Origin of the sequence: Dietzia sp. KRD202 (assembly GCF_017168155.1) — a bacterium.
GTDB classification, from domain to species: domain Bacteria; phylum Actinomycetota; class Actinomycetes; order Mycobacteriales; family Mycobacteriaceae; genus Dietzia; species Dietzia kunjamensis.
In genome coordinates this window covers 40,199-63,870 of record NZ_JABFAN010000008.1, presented here as the reverse complement: position 1 = coordinate 63,870, position 23,672 = coordinate 40,199, and the positions used below count along the sequence as shown (strand labels likewise).

Genomic DNA, 23,672 nt, shown 5'->3' with positions numbered 1-23,672 from the left:
CTAACAAATCTATTTCGGCGCACATTAACGCGGTTCCGACTAGCTACAACCCTTGGGGACGGAAAGGCCGGCCGACCTCGATGCTGAACGGTGCGCATGATCAAACTCCTGCCTGCGACATCGAAGGCGATGTGAGGGATTACAACCGGACCCGGTTCGTCGATTTTACATCGACTTCCAATCGGAGTTTCACGTTAACGCGGCCTGAGTGACCCAAGTAGTCAGCCCATCGTCGCTGCGCACCGCGCCACGGCCGAACGCCCGCCCGGGATCGACAGGCCGCCCAACCGATCTCCCGCCGTCGGCACGCGCGGAGATCCTCGAGTCCAACCCCACTAAGGCTTCGCGACGCAACGCTGACTACTTCCTGCGTTGACTTGGCCTCAACAGGAGCTGCCTGTCAGCTGAACGTGCATTTACTACAAGACCTAGGCCGTAGCCCGCCGCGGCAGCGGCTCTCTGCCCTACGCTTCGATCTACGTTCTCAGGCATGCTGACTACGATTGGGGGACACGATCGTGTATACGCTGTTATTCACGTTGCTGATTGTATCTTTATCGGCTTTTTTGTTTCGGATTACGGATCGAGGGATCCGAGAAAGACAAGCCATTCGCTTATCGAGGTCATTGCAGGGCGAGCTAACCGAGGCGTTGTGCCGGGCCGAAATCGCCGGCATCGGGCTACGCGATATCGAATACGCCCGGAAGCGCGCGTCGCGCATGCTATGGGTTCGTCTCGCGGCACCCGCTGCGTTCTTCACAATGGTCGCTATCGTCTGTCACGGCTTTTTCGGACTAAGCGAAACCACCTCTGCTGCAATCGTCACCGCGCTGCTCACCTACCAGATTATCGGAACTCAATACATGTTCGGCGACTTAGTATTGCGGCTGGCTGGCCACCTCGACCACGCCGCAGGCTTACCCCGCAGAGAGGTTCCCTTCAGAATACTAGGCCTACTCCTTTTCTCACTCTTTAGTTTCGTTGGCGTCTGGCTGATAATCACGTCGACAACTACTTTCAGTACTGATGGTCTAGCAAGCGCTGCCGCCGTTACCCAGGTGCTAGCAGGAGTCGTACTCTTGGCTTCGTCGGCATCACCCATGAAGTACATTCACCGCCTTTTGGTAGCCCGGAGAACTACGCCGCGCTTTTCGAAGTCCACCACAGCGGAGGAAATCCTATTATTGCGCGCTTTCGACGACGATCATAAGCGAGTTCAAACGACCTACGCAGACAGAGGCGCGATCGGGATCCTGACTGGCGGGAGCAGAATGCGGTTCGAGGAGTTGATCGCCGCCATTGTCCAGACCGAAGGAAATTTTGTGGCGATAGGTCGACCCGATGAACGATTACCACCTCTCGGTGCTGCTCGAACCTATTGGGATGACGATGAGTGGCAGCTAGCAGTCGAACACACCGCAGCATCTGCAAAATTGATTGTTCTGGTGGCAGGAACAACGGAAGGACTTCGGTGGGAAATCCAAAAATTGAAAGAGTGGGGATTTTTGGAGAAGTGCCTGTTCCTGGTGCCGCCCGGGCGAGCATCGGAGACCATTGACCGAGTCGAGCGACTATGTGACGAACTGCAGATTCCCACTTCGGCTTTAGATTCTTTTCCGGTAGTGGAATTGCTGGGCTTCTGCATTACGGCGCGAGGTCGGCTCGTGGCTTATACAGCGAACGGCCGGGATGATGTTTCATATTTCGGTGCCGTAGTCTCATTTCTCGGAACTCTCAGTGGGGAAATCACGGTGCTTCCCCATGGAGCGTTGTCTCGACACCTTGGCCACCATGTTTCAGAGGAGCCTCAGTAGATGTAGATCGCTCGCTAACATCACTGCCCCGCACTTACAACCGCCTTCGCCTTGCGAATATCCGTTGATGTGACTCCAAGGAAATAATTCTGTTTCGCCAACGGCCCATTCGGAATCTCACATATTGCCGCTAACATGTCTACAGAATCTACTTTCTTTCCCCTTCGAGGGCCAACTTTCTCGCCTGCCAGCTGCATTACGCGTTCCAGACTTGAAGACATCGCAATGGAGGACCCTGGTCGCGCGGCCGCTGCCATTCCATTGACAAACGGTGCAGTCTTGACGCGAGTAGCAGGTTCGAATTCGGCAGATGTGGGGACAATTGGCAGTCCAACCCTCCTCCGAGCACCTTCTACCACAAAGGCGAGGGGAACCTGAAGCTCGGCAAGAATTGCGGAAACCGAATCAAGGCGAACGCCAACGATAGACAGAAAAAGGTGATCAACTTCAACGCTACTCGACCCAGACCGGCGAGCCTTTTCGCCAGCTAGACAAAGCGTCTTATATGTCGATTCGTCCAGCTTACCAACGACACTCAAAACCTGCCTGCTGCTCGTTGTAGGTACAAGTGTCATCGCACTTCTCCGCCAAGAATAGATGATTGGGTGATCACGTGGGATATATTGCCACATTAGTACTCGTTATCGGTATGTTCAACAGCTTTCAGATCGTGACCGATCGGTCCTACCTAACCCGCATCCTTCACGATTCGAGTGAGATCGTCCCCCGCCTCGCGCTAGCGGAAGCTGCCGGCCTCGGAATTCGCAGTCTGACCCACCTCAGTCGACGGCTTCGGCGAAAAATGGGTCTTATCGGGTCCGCTGCTGCAATCGCCACATTAAGCGCCCTAGTGAGTCTCCTCTGGGTACCAGAAGCCTACTGGTGGCCGTTCACGCTCGCAGTCGGCGCCGTGTTCTCTGCTCCCTGGTGGCGTCGAACTTGTTCAAGGGTGACAAATCCACACTCGAAGGTTGCTTTAGAGAGTTTGATTCGACTGCTCGGCTGCGCGCTCGTGTTCTTAGCCAATGTCGCGGGGCTGTCAATACTCGTATTTGTCGCTTCGTTGGAGTTCTCCGCTTGGTTCCCTGTCACCGGGGGGATACTCTTAGCTGTCGGCTTAGCGATTCTGAGCAACTCGGTTGCTCCGGCAATCACATTAGAGCGACACCTCATATCCGGCCGAAACCCACTTCCGCTCCCCTCATCTTGCCAGGTTTTATACCTGCAACCATTTAGCTCGGCGTGGCTTGACCGAATGCGCTGGGCCAGCCCCGAGCGAGGGCCGACCAGCGCCCTTCTACGAGGTGGTTACGGTGTCTTCGAAGATCTCTATGGCGATTTCATCTCTAGGACGGGTCCGGTGACGAGAATCGCCCGCCTACCCGGACGACATTTTCGGTCCATCCGACGGCCCCTTTGGGCGATCGACGATGATAGATGGCAGCGGTACATGTCGGAGGCTGCGCAATATGCGGATCGCATATTCATGGTCGCCGGTTCTGACTACTTCCACTCTGGGAGGTCAAGTGGGCAATATTTCGAAGTTTCCAAATTGCGCCGGATGGGCGTACTGGATAAGTGCCTGTTCGCCATACCCCCGAACCGTCGAGATAACGCCGGTGAGACAATCACCGGTCTATGTGAAGAGCTTGGATTTGATGTTACGCCAATCCAGCTTTTGATGTCCGATACAGTTGTCGGGTTCACCATTAGCTCGACCGGCCGCCTTGTTGCCTACATAGACTATTGCCAAGACTGGCACTCCTATCGCGTTCTCGTTGAGACGTTCAGCAAGCAACTGGATGGAACAGAACCAACTCCACTCCATGGCGGCTGGTCAGAGACCATGGAATTTGATCTGGGACGCGAGTTGCAGTGATAGCCGGTGATTCGGCCGGTATGCACACCTCGACCTGGAATCTATCCAACCAACCCGATCGCTCAGAGCCAGAGGTCAGCCAGCAGCTCGATGGACCGGTTCCGCAGCGCGGGGTCGTACGCGTAGGTGACGGTGATGAGCTCGTCGGCGCGGGTGCGCTCGACGAAATACTGCAGCTGCGCCCTGACCGTGGCGGGCGGGCCGACGGCCCCTAGGTCGTGCATCGAGTTGGTGGCGTCAGCGAACCGGGCGGGGTCGACGGGCGGCGGGAGCGTGCGGATGCGCCCGGCGCGCAGATAAGAATATCTGCTGCATAACGGTGAGTTCGCGCTGAGCTGCCTCGTCTGTGTCCGCAACGATCACGGCCCGCAGCGTCCGCGGCACGACCGCCCGCCCGGTCTGTCAGTCCACGTCCTTGGACCAGCCCCGGACACTCCAGCGGTGCCGACGACGTCCACGTAGCGGGCGCTCGGACTGTTCGGTCTCCTGGTAGTAGTCGAACACAGGTAGGCCGAGCTTGAAGCGGATCGCGGCCACCCGGAGGCTGAACCCCACGACCAGGGTGATCGACGCGCTCCAGTTCTCCGGGACGCCGACGGCCGTGAGGCCCACAAAGACGAGCGCGGCCAGGATGGCGATGCTGGCGTACAGCTCCTGCCGGAACACCAGCGGCACCCGGTCGCACAGCAGGTCACGCATGACTCCGCCGAACACGCCGGTGATGACCGCGGCGGCGACGGCGATGAGGACGCCGTGTCCCGTCTCGAGCGCGATCCGGGCGCCGATGATCGCGAAGACCGTCAGTCCGAGTGCGTCGAGCCCCAGGAAGAGGACCCTGAAGTGCCGCATGATCGGGGCCACGACCACGGTGAGGACCGCGGCCAGCGCCACCAGCGCGAGGTAGGAGGGATGCTCCACCCAGATGAGCGGGTAGTGGCCCAGCAGGACGTCGCGGATCGAGCCGCCGCCGATGGCGGTGACGCACGCGACGATCACCACTCCGAACAGGTCCATGCGCTCGCGACCGGCGGCCAGCGCACCGGTCATCGCCTCCGCGGTGATGCCGATGAGGAAGAGGACGGTGAGGAACTCCACGGCTCTTCTCAGACCGTGCGGGAGGCGAGGTGACGGGTCAGCATGGGCCTATCCTCCCGCGTCCCCGTCGGGAGCGCGCCGCGAGGGCCGGATGCGGGTGGTCCGCGTGGTGGGTCCGGGTGGTGGCGGCGGTCAGAACCAGAGGTCGGCGAGCAGCTCGATCGAGCGGTTCCGCACGGCCGGGTCGTAGGCGTAGGTGACGGTGATGAGCTCGTCGGCGCCGGTGCGTTCGACGAACTCCTGCAGCTGCGCCTTGACCGTGTCGGGCGAGCCGACGGCGCTGATGTCGAGCATCGGGTTGGTCGCGCCGGCGAACTGGGCGGGGTCGACGGGCGGCTGGATCTTGCGGCTGCGGCCTGCGCGCAGGTCGAGGAACATCTGCTGCAGCGTGGTGAACTCGCGCCGCGCGGCCTCGTCGGTGTCGGCGACGACCACGTTGATCCCGGCCATCACCTGCGGCTTCTCGATGCGGGCGGTGGGCGCCTCGGTGCTGAAGGTCTCGCGGTACACGCGGATGGCGTCGTCGATCTGGTCGGGCGCGAAGTGCGAGGCCAGGGAGAACGGCAGGCCGAGCTGGCCGGCGATCGAGGCGCCGTTGACGGTGGAGCCCAGCACCCAGATCGGCACCTCCATCCCCTGCGAGACGGCGGAGAAGATGGGGACGCTGTGGGCGGTGCCGGACTCGCCGAACCAGCCCTGGAGGTCGTAGATGTGGCGCGCGAAGGCCTGCGGTTCGGCCGACGAGCGGCTCAGGGCCTGCGCGGTCATGCCGTCGGTGCCGGGGGCGCGGCCCAGGCCGAGGTCGATCCGGTCGCCGTGGATGTTGGCCAGCGTGCCGTACTGCTCGGCCACCATGAGCGGCGCGTGGTTGGGCAGCATGACGCCGCCGGAACCCACCCGAATCCGCTCGGTCACCGACGCGGCCTGCGAGATGAGCAGCGCCGTGGCGCTGGAGGCGAGGTTGGGGGTGTTGTGGTGCTCGGCGAACCACAGGCGCGAGTACCCCAGCCGGTCGGCGAGCTGGGCGGACTCCATCGAGGCGGCGATGCCCTCACGTGCGGTGGAGCCCTCCGAGATGGAGACCAGGTCAAGGATGCTCAAGGGGACCGACACAACACACCTTCTTCTACGTTCACCGTTGCAGTAAGGGCCGTGGTGGCCCACGCCCAGAGGCTACCGATCCGCCCATGTCGGTGACGGATCACCGATCTCCCCACCCCCTGCCGGTCCGGGGAACTACCGCGACGCACCGCGACGAAGTACGGCGACAAAGTACGACGACGACGAGGTTCACCGCCCCAGACCGCGTGGGCGACTGCGGGGATGCGCATTTCAGATCCTCCGTATTGTGCGTTGGGTCACACTGTGCTCATCGCGGGTCCCGCCCGCGCATCAGGTCCGTACGAAGGGTCCGAACCACATGACGACGATCGCATGACCACCGCACGCTCCGACGAACCACTCCACCAACGGGTGACCTCGGGCGAGGCCGACCTCGACGAGTTCCGCGACCGCCTCACCGCCTGGCTCGCGGGCCGCGACGAGGTCGATGCCTCCGCAGGTGTCGAGGTCTCGGCGGTGAGCAGGCCGGAGAGTTCGGGGATGTCGAACATCTCGGTCCTCTTCGACGCCTCCTGGACTCCGGCCGGCCCGGCCTCGTCAGGGGGCGCAGCCGAACCGCAGTCCGCGCAGCTGGTGGCCCGGATGTGCCCGCTGGACGACGCGTTCCCGGTGTTTCCCGTCTACGACCTGGCCACGCAGTTCGACGTGATGCGGGCGGTCGCCGAGAACACCGACCTGCCGGTCCCCCGTGTCCGCTGGCTCGAGCAGGACCCGGGCGTGCTCGGAGCGCCGTTCCTGGTGATGGACCGCGCCTCCGGTCAGGCGCCCGTCGACAACCCCCCGTACGTCTTCGACGGCTGGTTGCTGGAGATGTCCCCCGGGGAGCGCGCCGAGCTGCAGCGCGAGTCCGTCGCGGTGCTGGCGGCGATCCACCGTATCCCCGCACCGGCCGACCTCCTGCCGGCGCTGGCCCCGGCGCCCGGGATGAGCGCGCTGCGCGCACACGTCGACGAGCAGCGCGCGTATTACGAGTGGACGACCCGTGAGGACGGGCTGCGGATCCCGCTTATCGATCGGGCCTTCGACTGGATCGAGGCGCACTGGCCCGACGAGACCGGCCCGGACGTGTTGAGCTGGGGCGACGCCCGGATCGGCAATATCCTCTACGAGGGGACGCGCCCGACGGCCGTTCTCGACTGGGAGATGGCGGCCATCGCGCCGGCCGAGGTGGACCTGGGCTGGTTCCTGTACTTCCACGACCTGTTCCAGGACCTCGCGGTCACCTTCGGCTTCCCCGGAATCCCGGACCTGTTCGACCACCGCGAGGTCGTCGAGCAGTACGAGCAGGTGACGGGCTCCACCGTCCGCGACCTCGACTTCTACTACGTGTACGCCGGGCTGCGGCAGGCCATCATCCTGTCGCGGATCACTCGTCGTCGTATCCACTTCGGCGAACAGGAACCACCCGCGAGCCCGGACGAGTACGTCCTGCACCACACCATGCTCGCCCGGCTCATCGCCGACTGACGTCCAGCGCGCCGGGGAGGTCTTGCGCCCTTCAGGTCGCCGTAGCTACAGTGATGAATGCCCGCCGTTACGACGGATCGGGAAGAAGGCCTTAGAATCCCAGCCGGACGACTGGATCTAGGGCCTTTCGCTTTGCCCGAGCCCTGAGTCCAACGATTCGAGGGTCCGCTTCTCGATCAGGATGCTGTCGCGGAGTGCGTCGAGGTAGCTGCTGTTACCAGAGAAACTCGAGTTCACCGCCCCGAGAACTGCATCCGGGATCCACAGCAACGGATCGTCACCGCCGCGACAATGGTGTATCCGCAGCCCCGGATGCCATCCGTGGCCTTGCAGAGCCACGACGTGGGCGAGATCTCCCGTGTCCTGCGCATCACTTCGGCGCTCGAGGGTGATGTCCAGAACGCCAGCCTCGCCGAGTTCGTGGTACAGCAATTCCAGACACTTCCGCCGGTGCCGCTCAGTCTTACGGCTGCGCCCGCTGAGGTGAGCAATGACCACATTCATGGATTCCACACCTGCTATCGCCTCGATGATCGTGCGACGACGACGATCACTCTCATCCGACCAGTGCGGTTTGATCTGCCCTGAAAGCCGCAGCGGCCTGAGTGCCTCACGGATTGAGTCGCATTCCTCTGCGACGACGACGGCTGCTCCGATGAGATACTCCTGAGTCGTTTCACTCCGCACGCAAATTGACTCATCGACAAACGCGCGCATGCCTGTCGACTCCACTTCCACATGGGCACTGTATGCAGCAACAACGACATCGAATCAGAAGAGTCCTGGCGGGACTCGACTCCAAAGTGCGCTCGCGCTCGGCACGGCTCGGTCAGTCTGGGGTGACCCGTCCGCACCGCAGAAAATGATGAGGCGCCACCGTGAAACCCACTCCGCTCGACGAGTTCCCCGTCCACCAGACGCCGCTGCCGATGGCGCAGGCGGTGACGAGCGACCGCAATTTCTACGACCGCTATTACTTCAACGCCCACGACCGCACCGGCGAGGTGTTCCTGGTGACCGGGTTCGGGGTGTATCCCAACCTCGGGGTGGTCGATGCGTTCGCCACCGTCCGCCATGGTGACACCCAGCGGTCGGTGCGGTTCTCCGACGCGCTCGAGGCGCGGACCCTGGAGCCGACGGTGGGTGGGTACCGGATCGAGGTGATCGAGCCGCTGCGGCGGCTCCGGCTGGTGTGCGAGCACCCGGATCTGTCCATGGACCTGACGTGGGAGGGGTTGTTCGACGCGGTGCTCGAGGAGCGGCACGTGCTGCTCGAGGGCACGCGCGCGATGCTCGACGCGAGCCGGTTCGCGCAGGTGGGGAGCTGGTCCGGCACGCTGGCGGTCGACGGCCGAGAGTTTAACGTCGACCCCGATGTCTGGCTCGGCACCCGGGACCGCTCGTGGGGCATCCGTCCGAGCGGCGAGTCGGATCCGCCGGGCCGGTGGGCAGCCGAGCCGCGCGAGGGCTTCTGGTGGACGTACATCCCGCTGCGCTTCGACGATTACGCGATGGTCATCATCCTGCAGGAGAGCCCAGACGGGCACCGCACGCTCAATCATGCGAGCCGGGTGTTCGCCGACGGGCGCATCGAGCAGCTGGGCTGGCCGCGGATGGAGGTCGACTACCGGCCCGGCACCCGCCACCCCGAGCGTGTGCGCGTGCACCTGACCACCCCGCACGGCGAGCCCCTCCTGCTGGAGGTCGAGACCCTGCTCGGGGTCCCGCTGAGCATGGGCTCCGGGTACGTGGGCGACCCGGCGTGGTCGCACGGTCGTTGGATGGGTCGCGGCTGGAGTGAGTCGGTCACCTACGACATGACCTCACCCGACGTCGTCTCGATGCTGCCGTTCAACACCGTCGACCACGTAGCTCGCGCGACCTGCAACGGCGACGTGGGCTGGGGCCTGTTCGAGCACGCCAACCTGGGCCGGCACGATCCGTCAGGGTTCACCGACTGGGGCGATATGGCGAAGTGAGCGCCGGCCATGTAGATAAGCTTTACTTCCGAACGCGAATCGGGCTGACAAGGGAGAGCAATGCCGCGGATCGAAGTAGTAGCGGCAGTGTTCTATCGAGACGGCGAGGTTCTGGCCTGTAAGCGCGCGCCAGGAAAATCTGCGGCAGGCAAGTGGGAATTTCCAGGTGGAAAGATCGACGACGACGAGAAGCCCGAGGTCGCCTTGGTACGCGAAGTCCGAGAAGAGCTTGGCATCTCGGTCTCAGTTGGTGCCCTTGTCGATAGGACTGTTACTTCGGTCGGCGATCTCGACATCGACTTGGCCTGCTACCTCGTCACGTCTGCCGAGGCGCCCACTCGCAGCACCGACCACGATGAACTGCGCTGGCTGCCCCTCGACTCTCTGGCGTCTCTGGAATGGGCGGCTCCTGACCTCCCTGCAGTAGCGGTCCTTTCGTCTCCGAGCCTCAATCCCGTCTCGGAGCAATTGTGAGTGCACCACTGCCCGAAGGGCTTTACGATTCGGTTGTCACCCCACGCCTGCAGATGCGTCTCGACGCCACCGTAGGGGCAAGACGCATTGTTGATCTGGATCCCGCCCGCGCACCCGAGATCCTCGGACGACATATCGGCGACGCAGTTCGTAGGCACCTCGAATCAGTGGACCACGAGAAGCGACTCGAAGTGGTTGAGCGGTTTCTCGATGTACTCGACTCCGATGGCGATGACCTAGCAGGTGGGTCAGTACTCCAGTCCATCTATCCCGCTGGACGAAATGAACCGCGCCGACCTTCGACCCCACTGTCGGAAGGGGCGCTTCTTACCAACGCCCGCGACGAGCCCGGCCTCGGCAACGAACTCGCGCTCGAGATGGAGTCGGCTGACGAAGTCGACCTCCTGTGCGCTTTTGTGAAGTTCACTGGCGTGACGGTCCTCGCCCCGCAGTTCAAGCTTCTCGCCGAACGCGAGATAACTCCGCGCGTTCTCACGACTACTTACATGGGCGCAACTGATCGCCGGGCGCTCGATATTCTAGTTAAGGACTACGGCGCTCAGGTCAAAGTGCGGTTCGAAAAGGCCTCGACGCGCTTGCATGCCAAGGCGTGGCTGTTCCGTCGGCTTTCGGGATTCGACACCGCCTACGTCGGCAGTTCGAACCTCTCGCGCTCTGCCCTTGTTGATGGACTCGAATGGAACGTCCGCCTGTCGTCGGTCGTGCATGCGGCTCAGATCGCAAAGTTCCGTACTGTCTTTGACTCGTACTGGAACATGGCGGACTTTGAGTTGTACGACCCGGAGCGCGATACCGACAAGCTTGACCGTGCGCTCGAGGAAGCGGGCGGCCGCAAGTCCAACTCGGTCCTCGTCACTCTGTCGGGCCTCGAGGTACGACCTTTCGGCCACCAACAACTCATGCTCGACGCGCTCGCAACCGAACGGGAGGTCTTCGACCGCCACCGCAACCTTCTGGTCGCGGCGACCGGCACTGGCAAGACGGTCGTCGCAGCTCTCGACTACCGAGCGCTGTCCGAGCGTGCGGACGGCAAGCAGCCATCGCTGTTGTTCGTGGCCCATCGGAAAGAGATCCTTGTCCAAGCCATCCACACCTATCGCGCTGTGCTCGGTGACGGTTCATTCGGCGAACTATTCGTTGGCGGCGAGCGTCCTCGCCGCTGGAAACACGTCTTTGCCAGCGTCCAATCACTGGATCGAGACGAGCACGCCTCAGACGAGTGGGACGTCCTCGTCATCGACGAGTTCCACCACGCAGAGGCTGCAAGCTACAGACGCCTCCTGTCTCGATTCGGCGCTTCGGAAGTGCTCGGTCTGACGGCCACTCCAGAGCGCGCCGACGGTGTGGACGTACGAGAGCTATTCGACGGTCGGACCGCATACGAACTCCGTTTGTGGGACGCACTCGAACAGGACCTACTGTGCCCATTTCACTACTACGGCATCTCTGACAACACGGATCTCCGCGATGTGGAGTGGACAGCCGGCCAGTACAGCCCAGGAGCGCTTTCCTCGCTTTACACCGGCAATGACGCCCGTACCCTGCTCATCCTCAAGGCTCTCCGCGAGAAGGTTCTCGATCCCAGCCGCATGAAAGCGCTGGGATTCTGCATATCAGTGGAACATGCGAGATATATGGCTGAGGCATTCACGGCGCGCGGTCTGCCCTCCGCCGCCATTGTTGGCACCACCGAACCAGACGCGCGCCGCCGCTTGGTCGAGCAACTTAAGTCCGGGGACTTGCGCTGCATCTTCACTGTCGACGTTTTCAACGAGGGCATCGACATTCCCTCTGTCGACGTGGTCTTGATGCTTCGTCCCACAGCCAGTTCCACGATCTTCATCCAGCAGCTCGGACGCGGTTTGCGCCGCTCCCCAGGCAAGGCCGTCCTGACCGTCCTGGACTTCGTGGGCCAGCATCGGGCGGCCTTCGACCTGGCCGGTCGTTTTCATGCGATGACTGGCTTATCTCGCCGCCGCCTCGAGGACGACCTTGATGTGGGTTTCCCGTCTCTTCCGGGGGCCTCACGCATCGTCCTCGACGAGGTATCGCGAGACGAGGTTCTGCGGTCTATCAAAGAGGCGGTCAAGGCTAGCTCGAAGAGCGCTTTGGCGAAGGACCTGCGGTCTCTCGGTGCAGTCCCCAAGCTCGCCGAATTCCTCAACGAGACCAACCGCGAACTAGACGACATTTATCGCGCCGATCGCGCTTGGACGACCATCGTGTCGATCGCAACGGGCAAGCCAGAGCCCGAGGGTCAGGAGAAGAAGCTTCTCAAGAGACTTCAGCGATTGAGGACGGTCGACGACCTCGACCGAATTCGGGAGTACACGCGGGTCAGCGAAGGCATCTTGGGTGGCCAGACGTTCGCCCGTAACGACGTATGGGCGTCGATGCTCATCGACTACCTCCTGCCCTCGCAACCCACGCCTGACTTCACTCAGACAGTCGCCGACCTCGCCGAGTACCCGCGCCTGTTCGAGGAGCTCGTCCAGCTTATGGAGGCGTCTACACGGAACATTCGTCACGTTCCGCTGCCGCTGGACGGCAACCTTGCGGATCTACCACTGCGTTCCCACGCGAGCTACACCCGCGAGGAATTGTTGTCAGCACTAGATTGGCGCGGAAAGGACGGCAGGCCACAGGGATCTCGTGAGGGAGTCGCCTGGTCCGAGCCCCACCAGACAGACATCTTCTTCATCAACCTGCACAAAGACGAGAGGGTTTTCAGCCCGTCAACGATGTACCGCGACGTCCCGGTCTCGCCCACGCTGTTCGACTGGGAGTCTCAATCAAACACGTCGCAGTCGTCGGGGACTGGCAGGCGCTACCTGGCCCAACGCGAAACACGGACTAACGTGCTGCTGGCAGTCCGCAACTCCCCGAAGGATGACGTCGCCACCGCACCCTTCTTGCTGCTGGGAAACGCAGATTACGATTCTCACTCCGGAGAGCGGCCAATACGAATTCGTTGGAAACTCCGCCGGCCAATGCCAGCGGACGTTCTTTCCCAAGCATCGGTGCTCAGCATCTGATCTGAGCGCGCGGACTGCACGGCCGGCAATGTAATTCTCGTGGCAGCCGCAGACTTCGTCGTCGTCTCCGGCTTCCCCTGGACTGGGTCTCTACACGTCGGCCCTGACCTCGATCAGCTCCCACTGCCTCACCGGGCCGGGGGCGTGGGCCCGGCACATGGTGAAGATCGGCTCCGAGTAGGTCTCCCGCAACCACACCTCGATGGGTCCGCCGGGTCCGTCGAGCGTCACCTCGACGTGCTCGTCGTGTTCGACCACGCGCACGGGTGCGAAGGCGTCGATGCGGTCGTCGGGCACCACCGCGCGGGCATGATGCTGCGCGACCTGCACAGCCGCCGAGTAACTACTGCGCCCTCGCAGGTACCGCTCGTCGACGCGTCCCTCCGTGTAGCGGGTGACGATGTCGGCCGGGTCCTCCGCCTGATCGACGCGCCCGTAGTAGAGGCCGTGCGGCAGGACGAGCATCGTCGCGGCGAACCGGTCCCCGCCCAGGTGGGAGCACTCCCAGGTCGCGTCCGGGTATCGTTCGGCGATCCGAGCCGCCGCGCTGCGCCCCAGCACCGCGCAGCACTGATCGTGCTTGCCGTGCGCGCACACCGCGACCAGCGGCTCCGCTGACGGGGTGCCGGCGGATCCGTCGAGGGGGATTTCGGCGTACCCGACCGGGCCGTCGACCTCGCCCCACCGCAGCGACTCGTGCCCGGGCCGGGCGTCGGCGAGCGCCCACCGCCAGCGTTGCTCATCGGTCTGACGACGACGACCCGGTCTGCGGATCGCGGCGATCCGGACGTCGGCCTCCTGGGCACGCCCGGCGATCTCGCGGCCCAGCTCGGGCGTGGTGGCGGGTCGGGTACTAGATCATGGGTGGTCCAGCCGGCAGGTGCAGTCGCCCTCCTGGCCACACTCCACCCATCCTCCCACCACCCCTTTTCCCGCCCAGCGGAATCGATTGGTGACGCGCGCCACATCGCGGCCACAGTGTCCTCATCCCTCCCCCGGGCGCGCGCGGCGCTCCCCCGCGGTGACACCCCGGCGCGCCGGGGCCATCTCTCGAAAGGACACTTCATGGGCGACATCCGGGCCCTCGGCTACCTCAGAATCGACACCACCGACCTCGACCGCTGGCGCACCCTCGCCCACGACGTGCTGGACCTGGGCGTGGGCGCCGGCGGCGACGAGGACACCCTCCACCTGCGCCTCGACGAGCGGGCCCGCCGCATCACCCTGCGCCGCGCGGAGAAGGACAACCTCGCTGCGGTGGGCTGGGAGGTGCGCGACGAGATCGCCCTGGACCGCGTCCGGGTCACCCTCACCGAGCACGGCATCGCCTACCGCGACCTCACCCACGACGAGGCGCAGGCCATCAAGGTCGACGGCGCCATCACCCTGGACGACCCCTGCGGCCAGCGCCTGGAGATCTTCCACGGCGCTGAACTGGACCACTCCAAGGTCTCCACCAAGTACCGCACCGAGTTTGTCACCGACGAGCTGGGCCTGGGCCACCTCGTGGTCCCCACCACCGACTACGACGCCACCATCGGCTTCTACCGCGACGTGCTGGGCTTCCACACCCGCGGCGCGTTCCCGTTCCCGGCCGCCCCCGGCATGCCGCCGCTGCGCATCCAGTTCATGGGCGTCAACCCGCGCCACCACAGCTTCGCCGTGATGCCCGCCCCGCACATGGGCCCGGGGATCGTGCACATCATGCTCGAGGTGGCCGAGATGGACATGGTCGCCCAGGCCATGGAGCGCACCACCGAGCACGGGTTCGGCATCTCCTCCACCCTCGGCCGCCACACCAACGACAAGATGGTGTCCTACTACCTGCGCGCGCCCGGCGGCTGGGACATCGAGTTCGGCTACGACGGCCTCATGGTGGACGAGGACCAGTACCTGCCGCAGAACATCACCGCCGACAGCTACTGGGGCCACGACTGGTCCGGCAGCGAGCCCCTGGCCTGCACCATCCCGCTCGAGGAGACCGCCGCCGAGGCCGTGGCCGACTCCCTGTCCGAGCCCGTGGTGGAGACCGTCTGACGCACTGACGCTTCCTACGCGCCCCTGACCTCGATCAGCTCCCACCACCGCGCGGGCATGGTGCTGGGCGCTCTGCACGGCCGCCGAGTGGCTACTGCGTCCACGCAGGTACCGCTCGTCGACCCGCTCCTCGTTGTAGGCGGTGACGATGTCGGCCGGGTCCTCCGCCTGGTCGACGCGGCCGTAGAAGAGGCCGTGCGGCAGGACGAGCATCGTCGCGGCAAAGCGGTCGCCGCCCGGCTACTGAGCCGGATGCGTGGTCCTTGACCGGTGCTCACGGACCGGGAGTCCGAGGTCCTGCGCGCCGTGGCCGAGGGGGCTCGAGCAACCGGCAGCCCGCCGAGTCGCTGCACCTGTCCGAAGGCACGGTCAAGACCCATCTCGTGCATGTCTTGAGAGAGGGCGCTGTGAGACCTGTGCCGACAGGGTCTGGCGCAGGAACTCGGCCGTGATCCTGCCGGCGTGGCGGCTGTGCGGGGTCAGGCCGGCGAGCACCGGGAACGCGTGGACTGCCGAGTACCACCGGTGGGTCTCGACGGGCCGCCCGGCCGCGCGTAGGCGTTCGGTCAGCTGGAGCGCGGCCGGTTCCACGAGTTCGCCCGCAGCCAGGGTGATCAGCGTCGGCGGGAACACCTCCGGATCGCAGGTGAGCATCGAGCGGCTGCTCTCCAGCCCGTCGGCGTGGTGCTGCCACAGCCTCTGGAACCGCTGCACCGTGACGGCCGGTTGGTAGGAGTCGCGCGTGGCCCACGGCCCCTCACGCACCTCGCCATCGACGTCGAGCAGGGGCGAGTAACCCACCATCGCGGCGGGCTGGCGGACGCCGTCGCGGGCGGCCAACTCGCAAATCGCGGCGGCCAGGTACCCGCCCGCCGAGTCCCCGGCCACCACGATCCGGTGATCCGCGGGCAGTTGCTCGGACAGAGCGCGATACCCGGCGTAGGCATCCGCGACCACGGTCGCCAGGTCGACCTCCGGCAGCATCCGGTAGTCCAGCGAGTGCACGGTCACGCCGAGGTCCATCGCCAGCCGGCCGCAGAGCCCACGGTGGGTGCCGGGGCCGCAGAAGACGAACGCGCCGCCGTGGAGGTAGAGCACGGTCACGTCGGCCAGTGCGTCCGGGCCGACGGAATCGGGGGTCGACGTCTCGGCCGCGGTGCCGCCGAGCACGGTCCGTTCCACACGCACCCCGGCGGGGCCCGCCAGTCGCGAGAACCCGCGCTCGACTGCGGCCAGCCCCCGGATCCCGGCGCCGGTCATGGGCCAGAAGCGGTACACCTGACGGAGCGTCGCCCGCCCGGCCCAGTAGAGCAACCGGGACTGCAGGTCGACCTCACGATGGATGATCACGGAGGGGTCTGTCCGAGTGGTCAAGAGCGGGACGATCCTTGCGTTCGTAGGAGAGTGCGCTGCTTCCGGCGACCCTTGGCGGCCATCAGCGGCAGGAGGGCGGACGCCAGGCGGGGGAACGCGGCACCCAGCCTGGCCAGCGCCCCGCGCCTAGCCGGGACGGCCGTAACCGGGCGCCGCGACTCCAGCACCCTGCCCACCGCGCGCACCACGTCCTCCGACTGCAGGAGGACACCCGAGAACGACAGCGCCGCCTGCGGGTCCTCGAGTTTGTCGAAGAGCATCGGGGTCCAGATGCCGTCCGGGCAGATGCACGAGATGTCGATATCGTCCACCCCGGCCAGCCGCAGGTCGGCGGCCGTGCTGGAACTGAAGCCCATCACCGCGTGTTTGGACGCCGCGTAGACGGCCTCGCCCGGGACCGCGGAGATACCCGCCAGCGAGACGATGTTGACGATGTGCCCGCCACTGCCGGTCGCGCCGGTGCCCGGGATACCAGCGCTGCGGCCGCGCATGGCCTCGATCGCGGCGACCGTGCCGTTGATCGTCCCCAGCGCGTTGACGTCCAGCATGAGCCGCCGCTGCTCGTCGGTCTGCTCCCACGCCGGGCCGGTGAGCAGGACGCCGGCGTTGTTGACCCACACGTCCACGCCCCCGGTCTCCGCGACCAGCCGGTCCCGGGCCTCGTCGACCTGCCCGCGATCGCGGACGTCGACAGCGGCCCAGAGCGCACCCCGCCCGATCTCCGCGGCCGCCGTCCGGGACGACTGCTCGTCCAGATCGGTGATCATGACGCGATACCCGCGGTCGGCCAGCAGGCCCGCGATATCTCGGCCCAGGCCGCGACCGGCCCCGGTCACGAGCGCGCTGCGGATCCTCGTCGTCGTCGTCACTTCCCGTCCCTCAGTCCGGCGCGGATCTCGCCGTAGGAGATCCCACCGTGGCAGTACGTCGGCACCACCGGCCAGAAACGCTTCCACGGCGCCAGTTCGGTGGAGGGCAGGATCTGCAGCCAGCGCGGGTCGGTCGGACACGGGTCGGCGAGCGTCTTCTCCTTGATCATGGAGTCGTACTGGTCCAGCGCGTCCTCGAGGGTGTTGGCGTTGGGGCAGATCTCGCGGCCGTACTCGCGGTGGTAGCGGCGCACGCCGGGGATCTTCGACAGCTCCGGCTGCCAGTTGTCCAGGGAGATGCCGTTCTCGGAGGACACCCACACGCCGTCCGGGGTGTTGATGACCAGCGAGTGGTTGCCGTCCGTGTGGCCGGGCGTCCACAGCAGGGCGATGCCGGGGCCGAGTTCGATGTCGCCGTCGAACACGGCGAACCTGTCCCGGTGGACGCCGTCGAGTCCGTCCTCGACGTACCAGGCCCATTGCATGGGGTGCAGGTCCTCCAGGGTGGCCAGTTCGCGGCGGTGCACGAGCAGCTGCGCGTCGCCGAACAGGGCGGTGCGCGGCGTCGGCTCGCCCGCGATCACCTCGCTCGAGCCGAGAATCATCCGGGGGTCCTGCACGTGCAGGTGGTCGAACGTGAGGAAGTCCACGTCCTCCGGTCGCAGCCCCACCTTGGCCAGGGCCTCGCCGGGCTCGTTGAAGTACTTCAGAATCGCCTTGCTGGCCAGGCGGCCGCCGGGGACGGCGTCGACCAGCCTCTCCAGATTGGCGTAGAACGGTGCCTTGGCGGAACCGGCGGGGACGGTCGGCTCGAACACCAGGGTGCGGGGCCGACCGTTCCAGTCGTCGTACTGGACCACCACCATGCGGTTGATCATGGTGACCAACGGCAGGCTGGGCACCGACACCGCGTTGTCGAAGGCGTACTTGACCGGGTACGGCGCCCCGGCCACGTCGACTGACCGCACCGCCCGCACCTGCCCCTGCTGCACGAACCGCTTCTTGTACTCGGCGGCCGCCGAGCGCACCGCCCTCAGCCGCTCGCCCCGCGGCCACACGTCGTGGACGCCGTCGAATTCGGGGATCGGCCGCGCGCCGATCTGCTCGAGCATGGGTCCGGACACCTGGTCCGAACGCGGTGGATCTTCGCGCAGCATCGTTCGCTCCTCCTCGCCGATGGGGTGGCCGCCCGGGGGCGCCGGTCGTTCCCGCGGTCGACACCAGCATCCGGTGTCCGGCGGCGGGAAACTTGTGTCAGGGCGACAGGTTGGTGGTCCGCCTCAGCTCCCCGGGGGACATACCGAACCACCGGCGCGCCGCGTGGCTGAGCGTGGCCTGCTCGGCGAAACCGACCAGGTCGGCGATCTGGGTGAAGGACAGGTCGCTGGTCGTGATGAACCGGTGCGCGCGATCCCGACGCAGGTCGTCGACGACCCGGCCGTAGGTGGTGTCGACGGCGGCGAGGCGACGTTGCAGCGTCCGCGGGTGGAGCAGGAGCGCCCCGGCCACCTCGGCGAGCGTGGGGACGCGGCCGGGAAGGCGCTCCCCCACGAGGCGGCGCACCTGGTGAGCCACCGAGTCCGACGGGTCGGAGTACGAGCCCGTCAGGTGATCGAGGGCCGCGCGACGGAGATCCTCATCCGCGGAGGCGAACGTGGCATCCAACATCCGACGGTCGACGCACAGCGCGGCCGCGGGCCGGTCGAACTTCACGTCGACGCCGAAGAAGCCCAGATACCGGCCGACCGGCGAGAGTGGTCCGTGCGGCACCTCCACCGACCGCAACCCGGTGGACTGCCCGACCAGATGCACGGCCACCCGGTAGAACACCCCCAGCCCCAGCTCGGCGGCCTGCGGCGAGTACGGCGACTCGGTCAACTCCTTGCGGTAAATCAGGGCGATCACGCCGCGCCGGCCCCACGGGTCGTCGGCGACCTCGATCCTCAGCGCGGGGCTGTGCACGAACATGAACCGAGCCGCGCACTCCAGTGCCTCCGCGGGGGTCTGCGACGATCCGATCGCGCGCGCGATGGGGCCGAGAATCGTCACGTCCTGCCGTTCGGCCAGCCGCAGACCGAGGTCCGGGCAGCGCAGGTGGGCTGCCGCCACATCGAGCATCCGGTCGTGGTCGGTGATCGACAGCAGCCCGTCCTCGTCCGCCAACGTCTCTGGCTCGATGCCGAACCGCGCGAGCAGCCGATCCGGATCCCCGCCGAGTTCGGTGACGAGCTCAGCGAACCCGCGCAGGCTCGCGGCGCGGATCAACGGCTGCATCGACTTCGCCTGTCCTTTCGCGTGCGGAGTCCCCGAGGAGCCGCGGTCGAGGACGCCTCCGCGGAGCCACACGTGGTTCGACCATCCTCGCTCCACCTCGCCCCGACGTCCGGCCCTACCCGCCGCCCCTGACCTCGATCAGCTCCCACTGCCGGACCGGCCCGGGGGCGTGGGCCCGGCACATCGTGAAGATCGGCTCCGAGTAAGTTTCGCGCAGCCACACCTCGATCGGTCCGCCGGGTCCCTCGAGCGTCACCTCGACGTGCTCGTCTCGTTCGACCACGCGCACGGGGGCGAAGGCGTCGATGCGGTCGTCGGGCACCACCGCGCGGGCATGGTGCTGGGCGCTCTGCACGGCCGCCGAGTGACTGCTGCGTCCGCGCAGGTACCGCTCGTCGACCCGCCCCTCGGTGTAGCGGGTGACGATGTCGGCCGGGTCCTCCGCCTGGTCGACGCGGCCGTAGAAGAGGCCGTGCGGCAGGACGAGCATCGTCGCGGCGAAGCGGTCGCCGCCCAGGTGAGAGCACTCCCAGGTCGCCTCCGGATGCCGCTCGGCGATCCGCGCCGCGGCGCTGCGCCCCCGCACCGCGCAGCACTGATCGTGCTTGCCGTGCGCGCACACGGCGACCAGCGGCTCCACTGACGGGGCGCCGGCGGAACCGTCGAGGGGGATCTCGGCATACCCGACCGGGCCATCGACCTCGCCCCACCGCAGCGACTCGTGCCCGGGCCGGGCGTCGGCGAGCGCCCACCGCCAGCGTTGCTCCTCTGTATGACGACGACGACCCGGCCTACGGATCGCGGCAACCCGGACATCAGCCTCCTGGGCACGCCCGGCGATCTCGCGACCCAGCTCCGGCGGAAGGAGACCCGGCGAGTCGAGCAACGCCGAATACCCCCACGGGCCGGCCAGTTCGACCATCAGCCACCGCAACCCCCGGGAGCCCGACCCGTCCAGGAGATCGCCGCGGCGCAACGACGAATCACTGCACGGCTCCCAGTCCGCAGGCCTGCTCACAGCGCCACCACCACGCCCTCCCGCAACAACCGCCGGAGAACCACCAGGCCATCGTCGGCATCAAGGCCGGGAAGCGCGCCGGCGCTGACGGGGTCGCCCTCGAGGACAGCGCGCAGGGCGGGGGCGCACACCCCCGGGAACGTCACCGACTTGGTGGGCAGCCTCAACACCACCGTGCCGGGATTGCCGGCGTCGGAGTCGGCGTCGGAGCCGGTGCAGTCCACCCGTGCGTGGAGCCCCTCGCGCAACTGCAGCCGAGTGTCGGACTCGAGGGCGGCCACGGCATCGAGGGTGGCCAGCGGGCGGATCGCGGCGGGTCGCGTGAGATCCAGGTACTTCTCGGCCAGCGCGTCGCCGGCGAGACCGCTGAGCTGCTCCTGCTTCTCGGCGATCAACCGGGCCAGCACGTCGAGGACCTCGCGGGCGTGGGGCTCGGCGCTCGCGGCATCGACAGGGGCGAGCCCGAACGGCAACGACGCCCGCAGCTCCTCCTCCGAGGCCAGTGCCTCGATCATCGCCGTGGCGACGTCGTGCCCGGTCAAGGGGGCCACGCCCACCGTGAGGTGGATGGACGTATCGCCCTGCGCCTCGGCCGAGTGGACCCAGCCGCGCGGCAGGTAGAGACAGTCCCCCGGCTCGAGCACGGTGTCGATGACCGGCTCGTCCTTCGCCCGTTCGGCGATCGCCTCGCGGTGATCGGTCCACGGCTGATCCGCAAGCGGATGGTGATGGACGGGCTCGTGCACCCGCCACCGCTTGGTGCCGGACACCTGGAGCACAAAGACGTCGTGGACGTCGTAGTGCGGATCGAACCCGCGATTCGCGGGCGGGGTGATGTACGCGTTGGTCTGCACCGGATGGCCGATGTCCGAGGTCATGCCCCGCACGAAGTCGATGATCGGCGGCCAGAACCGGTGCAGACCCTGCAGCACGAGCGTCGCCCCGGCGGCGTACTGCGTGAGCACGCCGTCGGGGTCGAGCTGATCGGCGATCTGCGCCCCGAACCCCGCGGAGCGGGTAAAGCACGCCCGGTCGACGAGCGTGCCCTCCCGCGCCATGCGCACGAACGGCGTGCGCACCCCGCGTTCGGCGATGATCTCGTCGACCATCGCGGGCGAGAGCAGGTCGGAGTAGTCGCGTGGCAGCTCGGCCGCCCGGGTCAGCAGGGGCCGCTGCCCCCACACCTGAGCCGCGAACTCATCCGAACCGCACGCGACGCACCGATGAAGAGCCCGCAATTACTGCGTGCCGTCAGCGCCGCCGTCGGCACCATCCGGGTTGGAACCGCCGTCGGCCACCCCTTCGCCGGTGTTCGCGGCGCCATCGGCGGAACCGTCCGCGCCGCCGTCGTGACCGTCCGGGTTCGAACCGCCGTCAACCAGGCCCTCGCCCTCGCCCTTCATGTGGTGGGCGGACCCGTCGGCGCCACCGTCGTGGCCGCCGGGATTGGAACCGCCGTCGGCGATGCCCTCGCCCTGAGCGCCGGACGTGGTGATGTCGTCGTCGTTGATAGCCATCTGCGTTCCTCTCGTCGGTGCAGGCGTGAACCTGCAGGGAGTCGTGCGATCTGGCCACGTGTTCCAGCAGCAGGCCGGGACACGAGGGGCGTGCAGTTCCACTATGGCACTGGACCGGCCTCGATACGACCGAAGCCGCCGCCGGTTCGGCGTGACCGGGCGACCGCATCGTTTCCCCGCGGCGGCGGTCCTCGTCGTCGTCGTCGTTGTCGTTGCCGGTGTCGAACTATCCCCGCGCTACCCCGAGCTGGCGATCCACCAGGGACGGGTGGGCGTCAGAGGCTGACGCCGCCGGGGCCCCGGCCCAGCGCCTCGGTGACGGAGGCGAACATCGTGGTCTTGATGGCGCCGAGAGTGGTGCGGTCCTTGCCGAGGATCGGCTGGAGACGTCCGAGCGCCGCGGTGACGATCTCGGCCTCCGCAGCGGTCGCGTCGACGAGGCCCGCCTCCTCCGCCTCGGCCCCGGGGTAACGGTGGCCCGTGCTCATCGCGGTCATGGCGGTCTGCGGGGTCGTCTTGGCCTGGATCAGCGCCGCCATGCCGGGAGTGAACGGGATGTTGATGTCCACCTCGGGGAAGCAGAAATAGCCACGGTCGTCGCGCATCACCCGGTAGTCGTGGGCCATCGCGAGCATCGCGCCGCCGCCGAACGCGTGCCCGTTGACCGCGGCGACCGTCGGCAGGGAGAACGTCAGGACGCGCGAGAACAGCTCCTGGATCCGGCCGACGTACCAGTCCAGGCGGTCCGAGTTGGCCATGAGCCAGTCGAGGTCGAGGCCATTGGAGTAGAACTTGCCCGACCCCACGGTGACGAGCCCCTTCGCGGACTTCTCGACCTCATCGAGGTGGGCGTTGATCGCGTCGAGCCGGTCCGGGGAGAAGCGGTTCTCGTCGCTGCCGAGCGTGAGGACGGCGATGTCCTCGTGGTGGGTCAGGGTCGGGGTCATGGGTGGTCCTCTCGGGTGGTGGGGTTGTGGGGGCCGGGGTCGGGGCGGTCGACCGCTACTCGTCAAGAAAATCCTGGATCCACCGGCGAATGTCTACCAGGGTCCCGGCATCCACCTGGCCGGCATGGCCGACAACACGCTGGCGCGAAAGGGTGCGCGCTGCTCGGTCATCGCCCAGGAGTCGCGATCGAACACGTCTCCACGGAGCAGGACGTGGTTCGACCATCCGCGATCCACCGACGTCACCGGAACCACCATCACGAGAGTATCGGCGAGGGAGATCTGCGCGCGCGACGAGACCACCACCGCGGGCCGGCGACCACTCTGCTCACGACCCGCCACGGGATCGAGGACAACCCATATGACCTCCCCGGGAGTCGGGTCAGGCATCCTGCGCCCGCTCCCACCACTCGGATTCCTCGCGGTAGGACGCCAGATCTTCTGGCGATGTCGCGTCTATCTCCGCACGCAGGCGCTTGAGCCGCCGTTGCTTCTCGGCGAGTGAGGCGAGATACGCAAGATGGTCGCCCAGCGTGCGGTGCTCCTCGGCGGCCTGCCTCTTCAGAAGATCCCGGAGGTCGCGACTCACCTTGATCGTCGTGTGGGACATACCGAAAGTATGCCTTTGGTCATACCGCCGAGACGGCGAACTCCTCGCACGCCCGACGCACGAGAGCCGCCGCCCGGTCTGCGCGACCGGGCGGCGGCTCTCGCCTGTGTGCGACTGCGGGGCCTCGTCGTCGTCGTCGT

At 66.2% G+C, this 23,672-nt stretch carries 22 protein-coding genes and 1 pseudogene; 7 read left to right on the top strand and 16 right to left on the bottom strand.

Translation table 11 applies throughout. The features are described 5' to 3' along the window. The first annotated feature begins 518 nt into the window (after positions 1-518). The gene (locus tag J1M64_RS05795; protein ID WP_206473395.1) at positions 519-1,814 is read left to right on the top strand and encodes a hypothetical protein; all 1,296 of its coding nucleotides are present in this window, start codon (positions 519-521) and stop codon (positions 1,812-1,814) included. A gap of 1,450 nt (positions 1,815-3,264) precedes the next feature. Further along, complete coding sequence (locus J1M64_RS05790) at positions 3,265-3,693, top strand: hypothetical protein (RefSeq protein ID WP_206473393.1); 429 nt, start codon at positions 3,265-3,267, stop codon at positions 3,691-3,693. A 62-nt stretch (positions 3,694-3,755) separates the two neighbouring features. Here J1M64_RS05790 and J1M64_RS05785 read toward each other — a convergent pair whose 3' ends face one another. The 3 genes from J1M64_RS05785 to J1M64_RS05775 form a co-directional block, all read right to left on the bottom strand. Continuing rightward, a complete protein-coding gene (locus tag J1M64_RS05785) occupies positions 3,756-4,049 on the bottom strand; it encodes a hypothetical protein (protein WP_206473391.1) in 294 nt (97 codons plus the stop codon). Positions 4,050-4,095: 46 nt separating this feature from the next. Next, positions 4,096-4,788, bottom strand: coding sequence for a trimeric intracellular cation channel family protein (locus tag J1M64_RS05780; protein ID WP_206473389.1), 693 nt, complete (start codon positions 4,786-4,788; stop codon positions 4,096-4,098). 132 nt (positions 4,789-4,920) lie between these two features. After that, entirely contained in the window at positions 4,921-5,889 is a 969-nt protein-coding gene (locus J1M64_RS05775) for an LLM class flavin-dependent oxidoreductase (RefSeq protein WP_241261185.1), read from the bottom strand. A 333-nt stretch (positions 5,890-6,222) separates the two neighbouring features. Here J1M64_RS05775 and J1M64_RS05770 point away from each other — a divergent pair, with 333 nt between their 5' ends. Then, positions 6,223-7,377, top strand: a complete 1,155-nt coding sequence (locus J1M64_RS05770; RefSeq protein WP_241261184.1) for a phosphotransferase family protein — start codon at positions 6,223-6,225, stop codon at positions 7,375-7,377. A gap of 117 nt (positions 7,378-7,494) precedes the next feature. Here the strand turns inward: J1M64_RS05770 and J1M64_RS05765 are convergent, their stop codons facing one another. Further along, the gene (locus J1M64_RS05765; protein WP_307872378.1) at positions 7,495-8,115 is read right to left on the bottom strand and encodes a hypothetical protein; all 621 of its coding nucleotides are present in this window, start codon (positions 8,113-8,115) and stop codon (positions 7,495-7,497) included. 140 nt (positions 8,116-8,255) lie between these two features. Here J1M64_RS05765 and J1M64_RS05760 point away from each other — a divergent pair, with 140 nt between their 5' ends. The 3 genes from J1M64_RS05760 to J1M64_RS05750 are packed head-to-tail and all read left to right on the top strand — an operon-like array spanning position 8,256 to position 12,886. After that, positions 8,256-9,356, top strand: a complete 1,101-nt coding sequence (locus tag J1M64_RS05760; protein ID WP_307872377.1) for a hypothetical protein — start codon at positions 8,256-8,258, stop codon at positions 9,354-9,356. Positions 9,357-9,416: 60 nt separating this feature from the next. Then, positions 9,417-9,830, top strand: a complete 414-nt coding sequence (locus J1M64_RS05755; protein ID WP_206473385.1) for a (deoxy)nucleoside triphosphate pyrophosphohydrolase — start codon at positions 9,417-9,419, stop codon at positions 9,828-9,830. A 53-nt stretch (positions 9,831-9,883) separates the two neighbouring features. Further along, positions 9,884-12,886, top strand: coding sequence for a DUF3427 domain-containing protein (locus J1M64_RS05750; protein ID WP_241261198.1), 3,003 nt, complete (start codon positions 9,884-9,886; stop codon positions 12,884-12,886). A 90-nt stretch (positions 12,887-12,976) separates the two neighbouring features. Here the strand turns inward: J1M64_RS05750 and J1M64_RS19755 are convergent, their stop codons facing one another. Continuing rightward, positions 12,977-13,492, bottom strand: a complete 516-nt coding sequence (locus J1M64_RS19755) for a sucrase ferredoxin (RefSeq protein ID WP_274601485.1) — start codon at positions 13,490-13,492, stop codon at positions 12,977-12,979. 459 nt (positions 13,493-13,951) lie between these two features. Here J1M64_RS19755 and J1M64_RS05740 point away from each other — a divergent pair, with 459 nt between their 5' ends. Continuing rightward, on the top strand, positions 13,952-14,923 hold the full coding sequence (locus J1M64_RS05740; RefSeq protein ID WP_206473384.1) for a VOC family protein: 972 nt from the start codon (positions 13,952-13,954) through the stop codon (positions 14,921-14,923). A gap of 30 nt (positions 14,924-14,953) precedes the next feature. Here the strand turns inward: J1M64_RS05740 and J1M64_RS19750 are convergent. From J1M64_RS19750 to J1M64_RS05690, 11 genes and pseudogenes are all read right to left on the bottom strand, one after another. Then, a pseudogene (locus J1M64_RS19750) lies at positions 14,954-15,160 on the bottom strand (sucrase ferredoxin); the annotation flags it as partial. A 132-nt stretch (positions 15,161-15,292) separates the two neighbouring features. Continuing rightward, positions 15,293-16,297, bottom strand: a complete 1,005-nt coding sequence (locus tag J1M64_RS05735; protein ID WP_206473382.1) for an alpha/beta hydrolase — start codon at positions 16,295-16,297, stop codon at positions 15,293-15,295. After that, the gene (locus J1M64_RS05730; RefSeq protein ID WP_244200795.1) at positions 16,294-17,166 is read right to left on the bottom strand and encodes an SDR family oxidoreductase; all 873 of its coding nucleotides are present in this window, start codon (positions 17,164-17,166) and stop codon (positions 16,294-16,296) included. Before J1M64_RS05730 ends, J1M64_RS05735 begins: the two co-directional genes overlap by 4 nt. Continuing rightward, positions 17,163-18,323 (bottom strand): hypothetical protein, encoded by a 1,161-nt coding sequence (locus J1M64_RS05725; protein WP_154829233.1) that lies wholly within the window; start codon positions 18,321-18,323, stop codon positions 17,163-17,165. Before J1M64_RS05725 ends, J1M64_RS05730 begins: the two co-directional genes overlap by 4 nt. Positions 18,324-18,420: 97 nt before the next feature. Next, positions 18,421-19,440, bottom strand: coding sequence for an AraC family transcriptional regulator (locus tag J1M64_RS05720; RefSeq protein ID WP_206473380.1), 1,020 nt, complete (start codon positions 19,438-19,440; stop codon positions 18,421-18,423). Positions 19,441-19,555: 115 nt separating this feature from the next. Further along, entirely contained in the window at positions 19,556-20,362 is an 807-nt protein-coding gene (locus J1M64_RS05715) for a sucrase ferredoxin (RefSeq protein ID WP_241261195.1), read from the bottom strand. 92 nt (positions 20,363-20,454) lie between these two features. Then, positions 20,455-21,696, bottom strand: coding sequence for a cupin domain-containing protein (locus J1M64_RS05710; protein WP_206473377.1), 1,242 nt, complete (start codon positions 21,694-21,696; stop codon positions 20,455-20,457). After that, positions 21,697-21,975, bottom strand: coding sequence for a BatC protein (locus tag J1M64_RS05705; RefSeq protein ID WP_206473376.1), 279 nt, complete (start codon positions 21,973-21,975; stop codon positions 21,697-21,699). A 275-nt stretch (positions 21,976-22,250) separates the two neighbouring features. Continuing rightward, on the bottom strand, positions 22,251-22,922 hold the full coding sequence (locus J1M64_RS05700) for an enoyl-CoA hydratase/isomerase family protein (RefSeq protein ID WP_206473374.1): 672 nt from the start codon (positions 22,920-22,922) through the stop codon (positions 22,251-22,253). Positions 22,923-23,015: 93 nt separating this feature from the next. Then, positions 23,016-23,312, bottom strand: a complete 297-nt coding sequence (locus J1M64_RS05695; RefSeq protein ID WP_241261183.1) for a type II toxin-antitoxin system PemK/MazF family toxin — start codon at positions 23,310-23,312, stop codon at positions 23,016-23,018. Next, positions 23,305-23,532, bottom strand: coding sequence for a hypothetical protein (locus J1M64_RS05690; protein ID WP_061917071.1), 228 nt, complete (start codon positions 23,530-23,532; stop codon positions 23,305-23,307). Before J1M64_RS05690 ends, J1M64_RS05695 begins: the two co-directional genes overlap by 8 nt. Positions 23,533-23,672 lie beyond the last annotated feature (140 nt).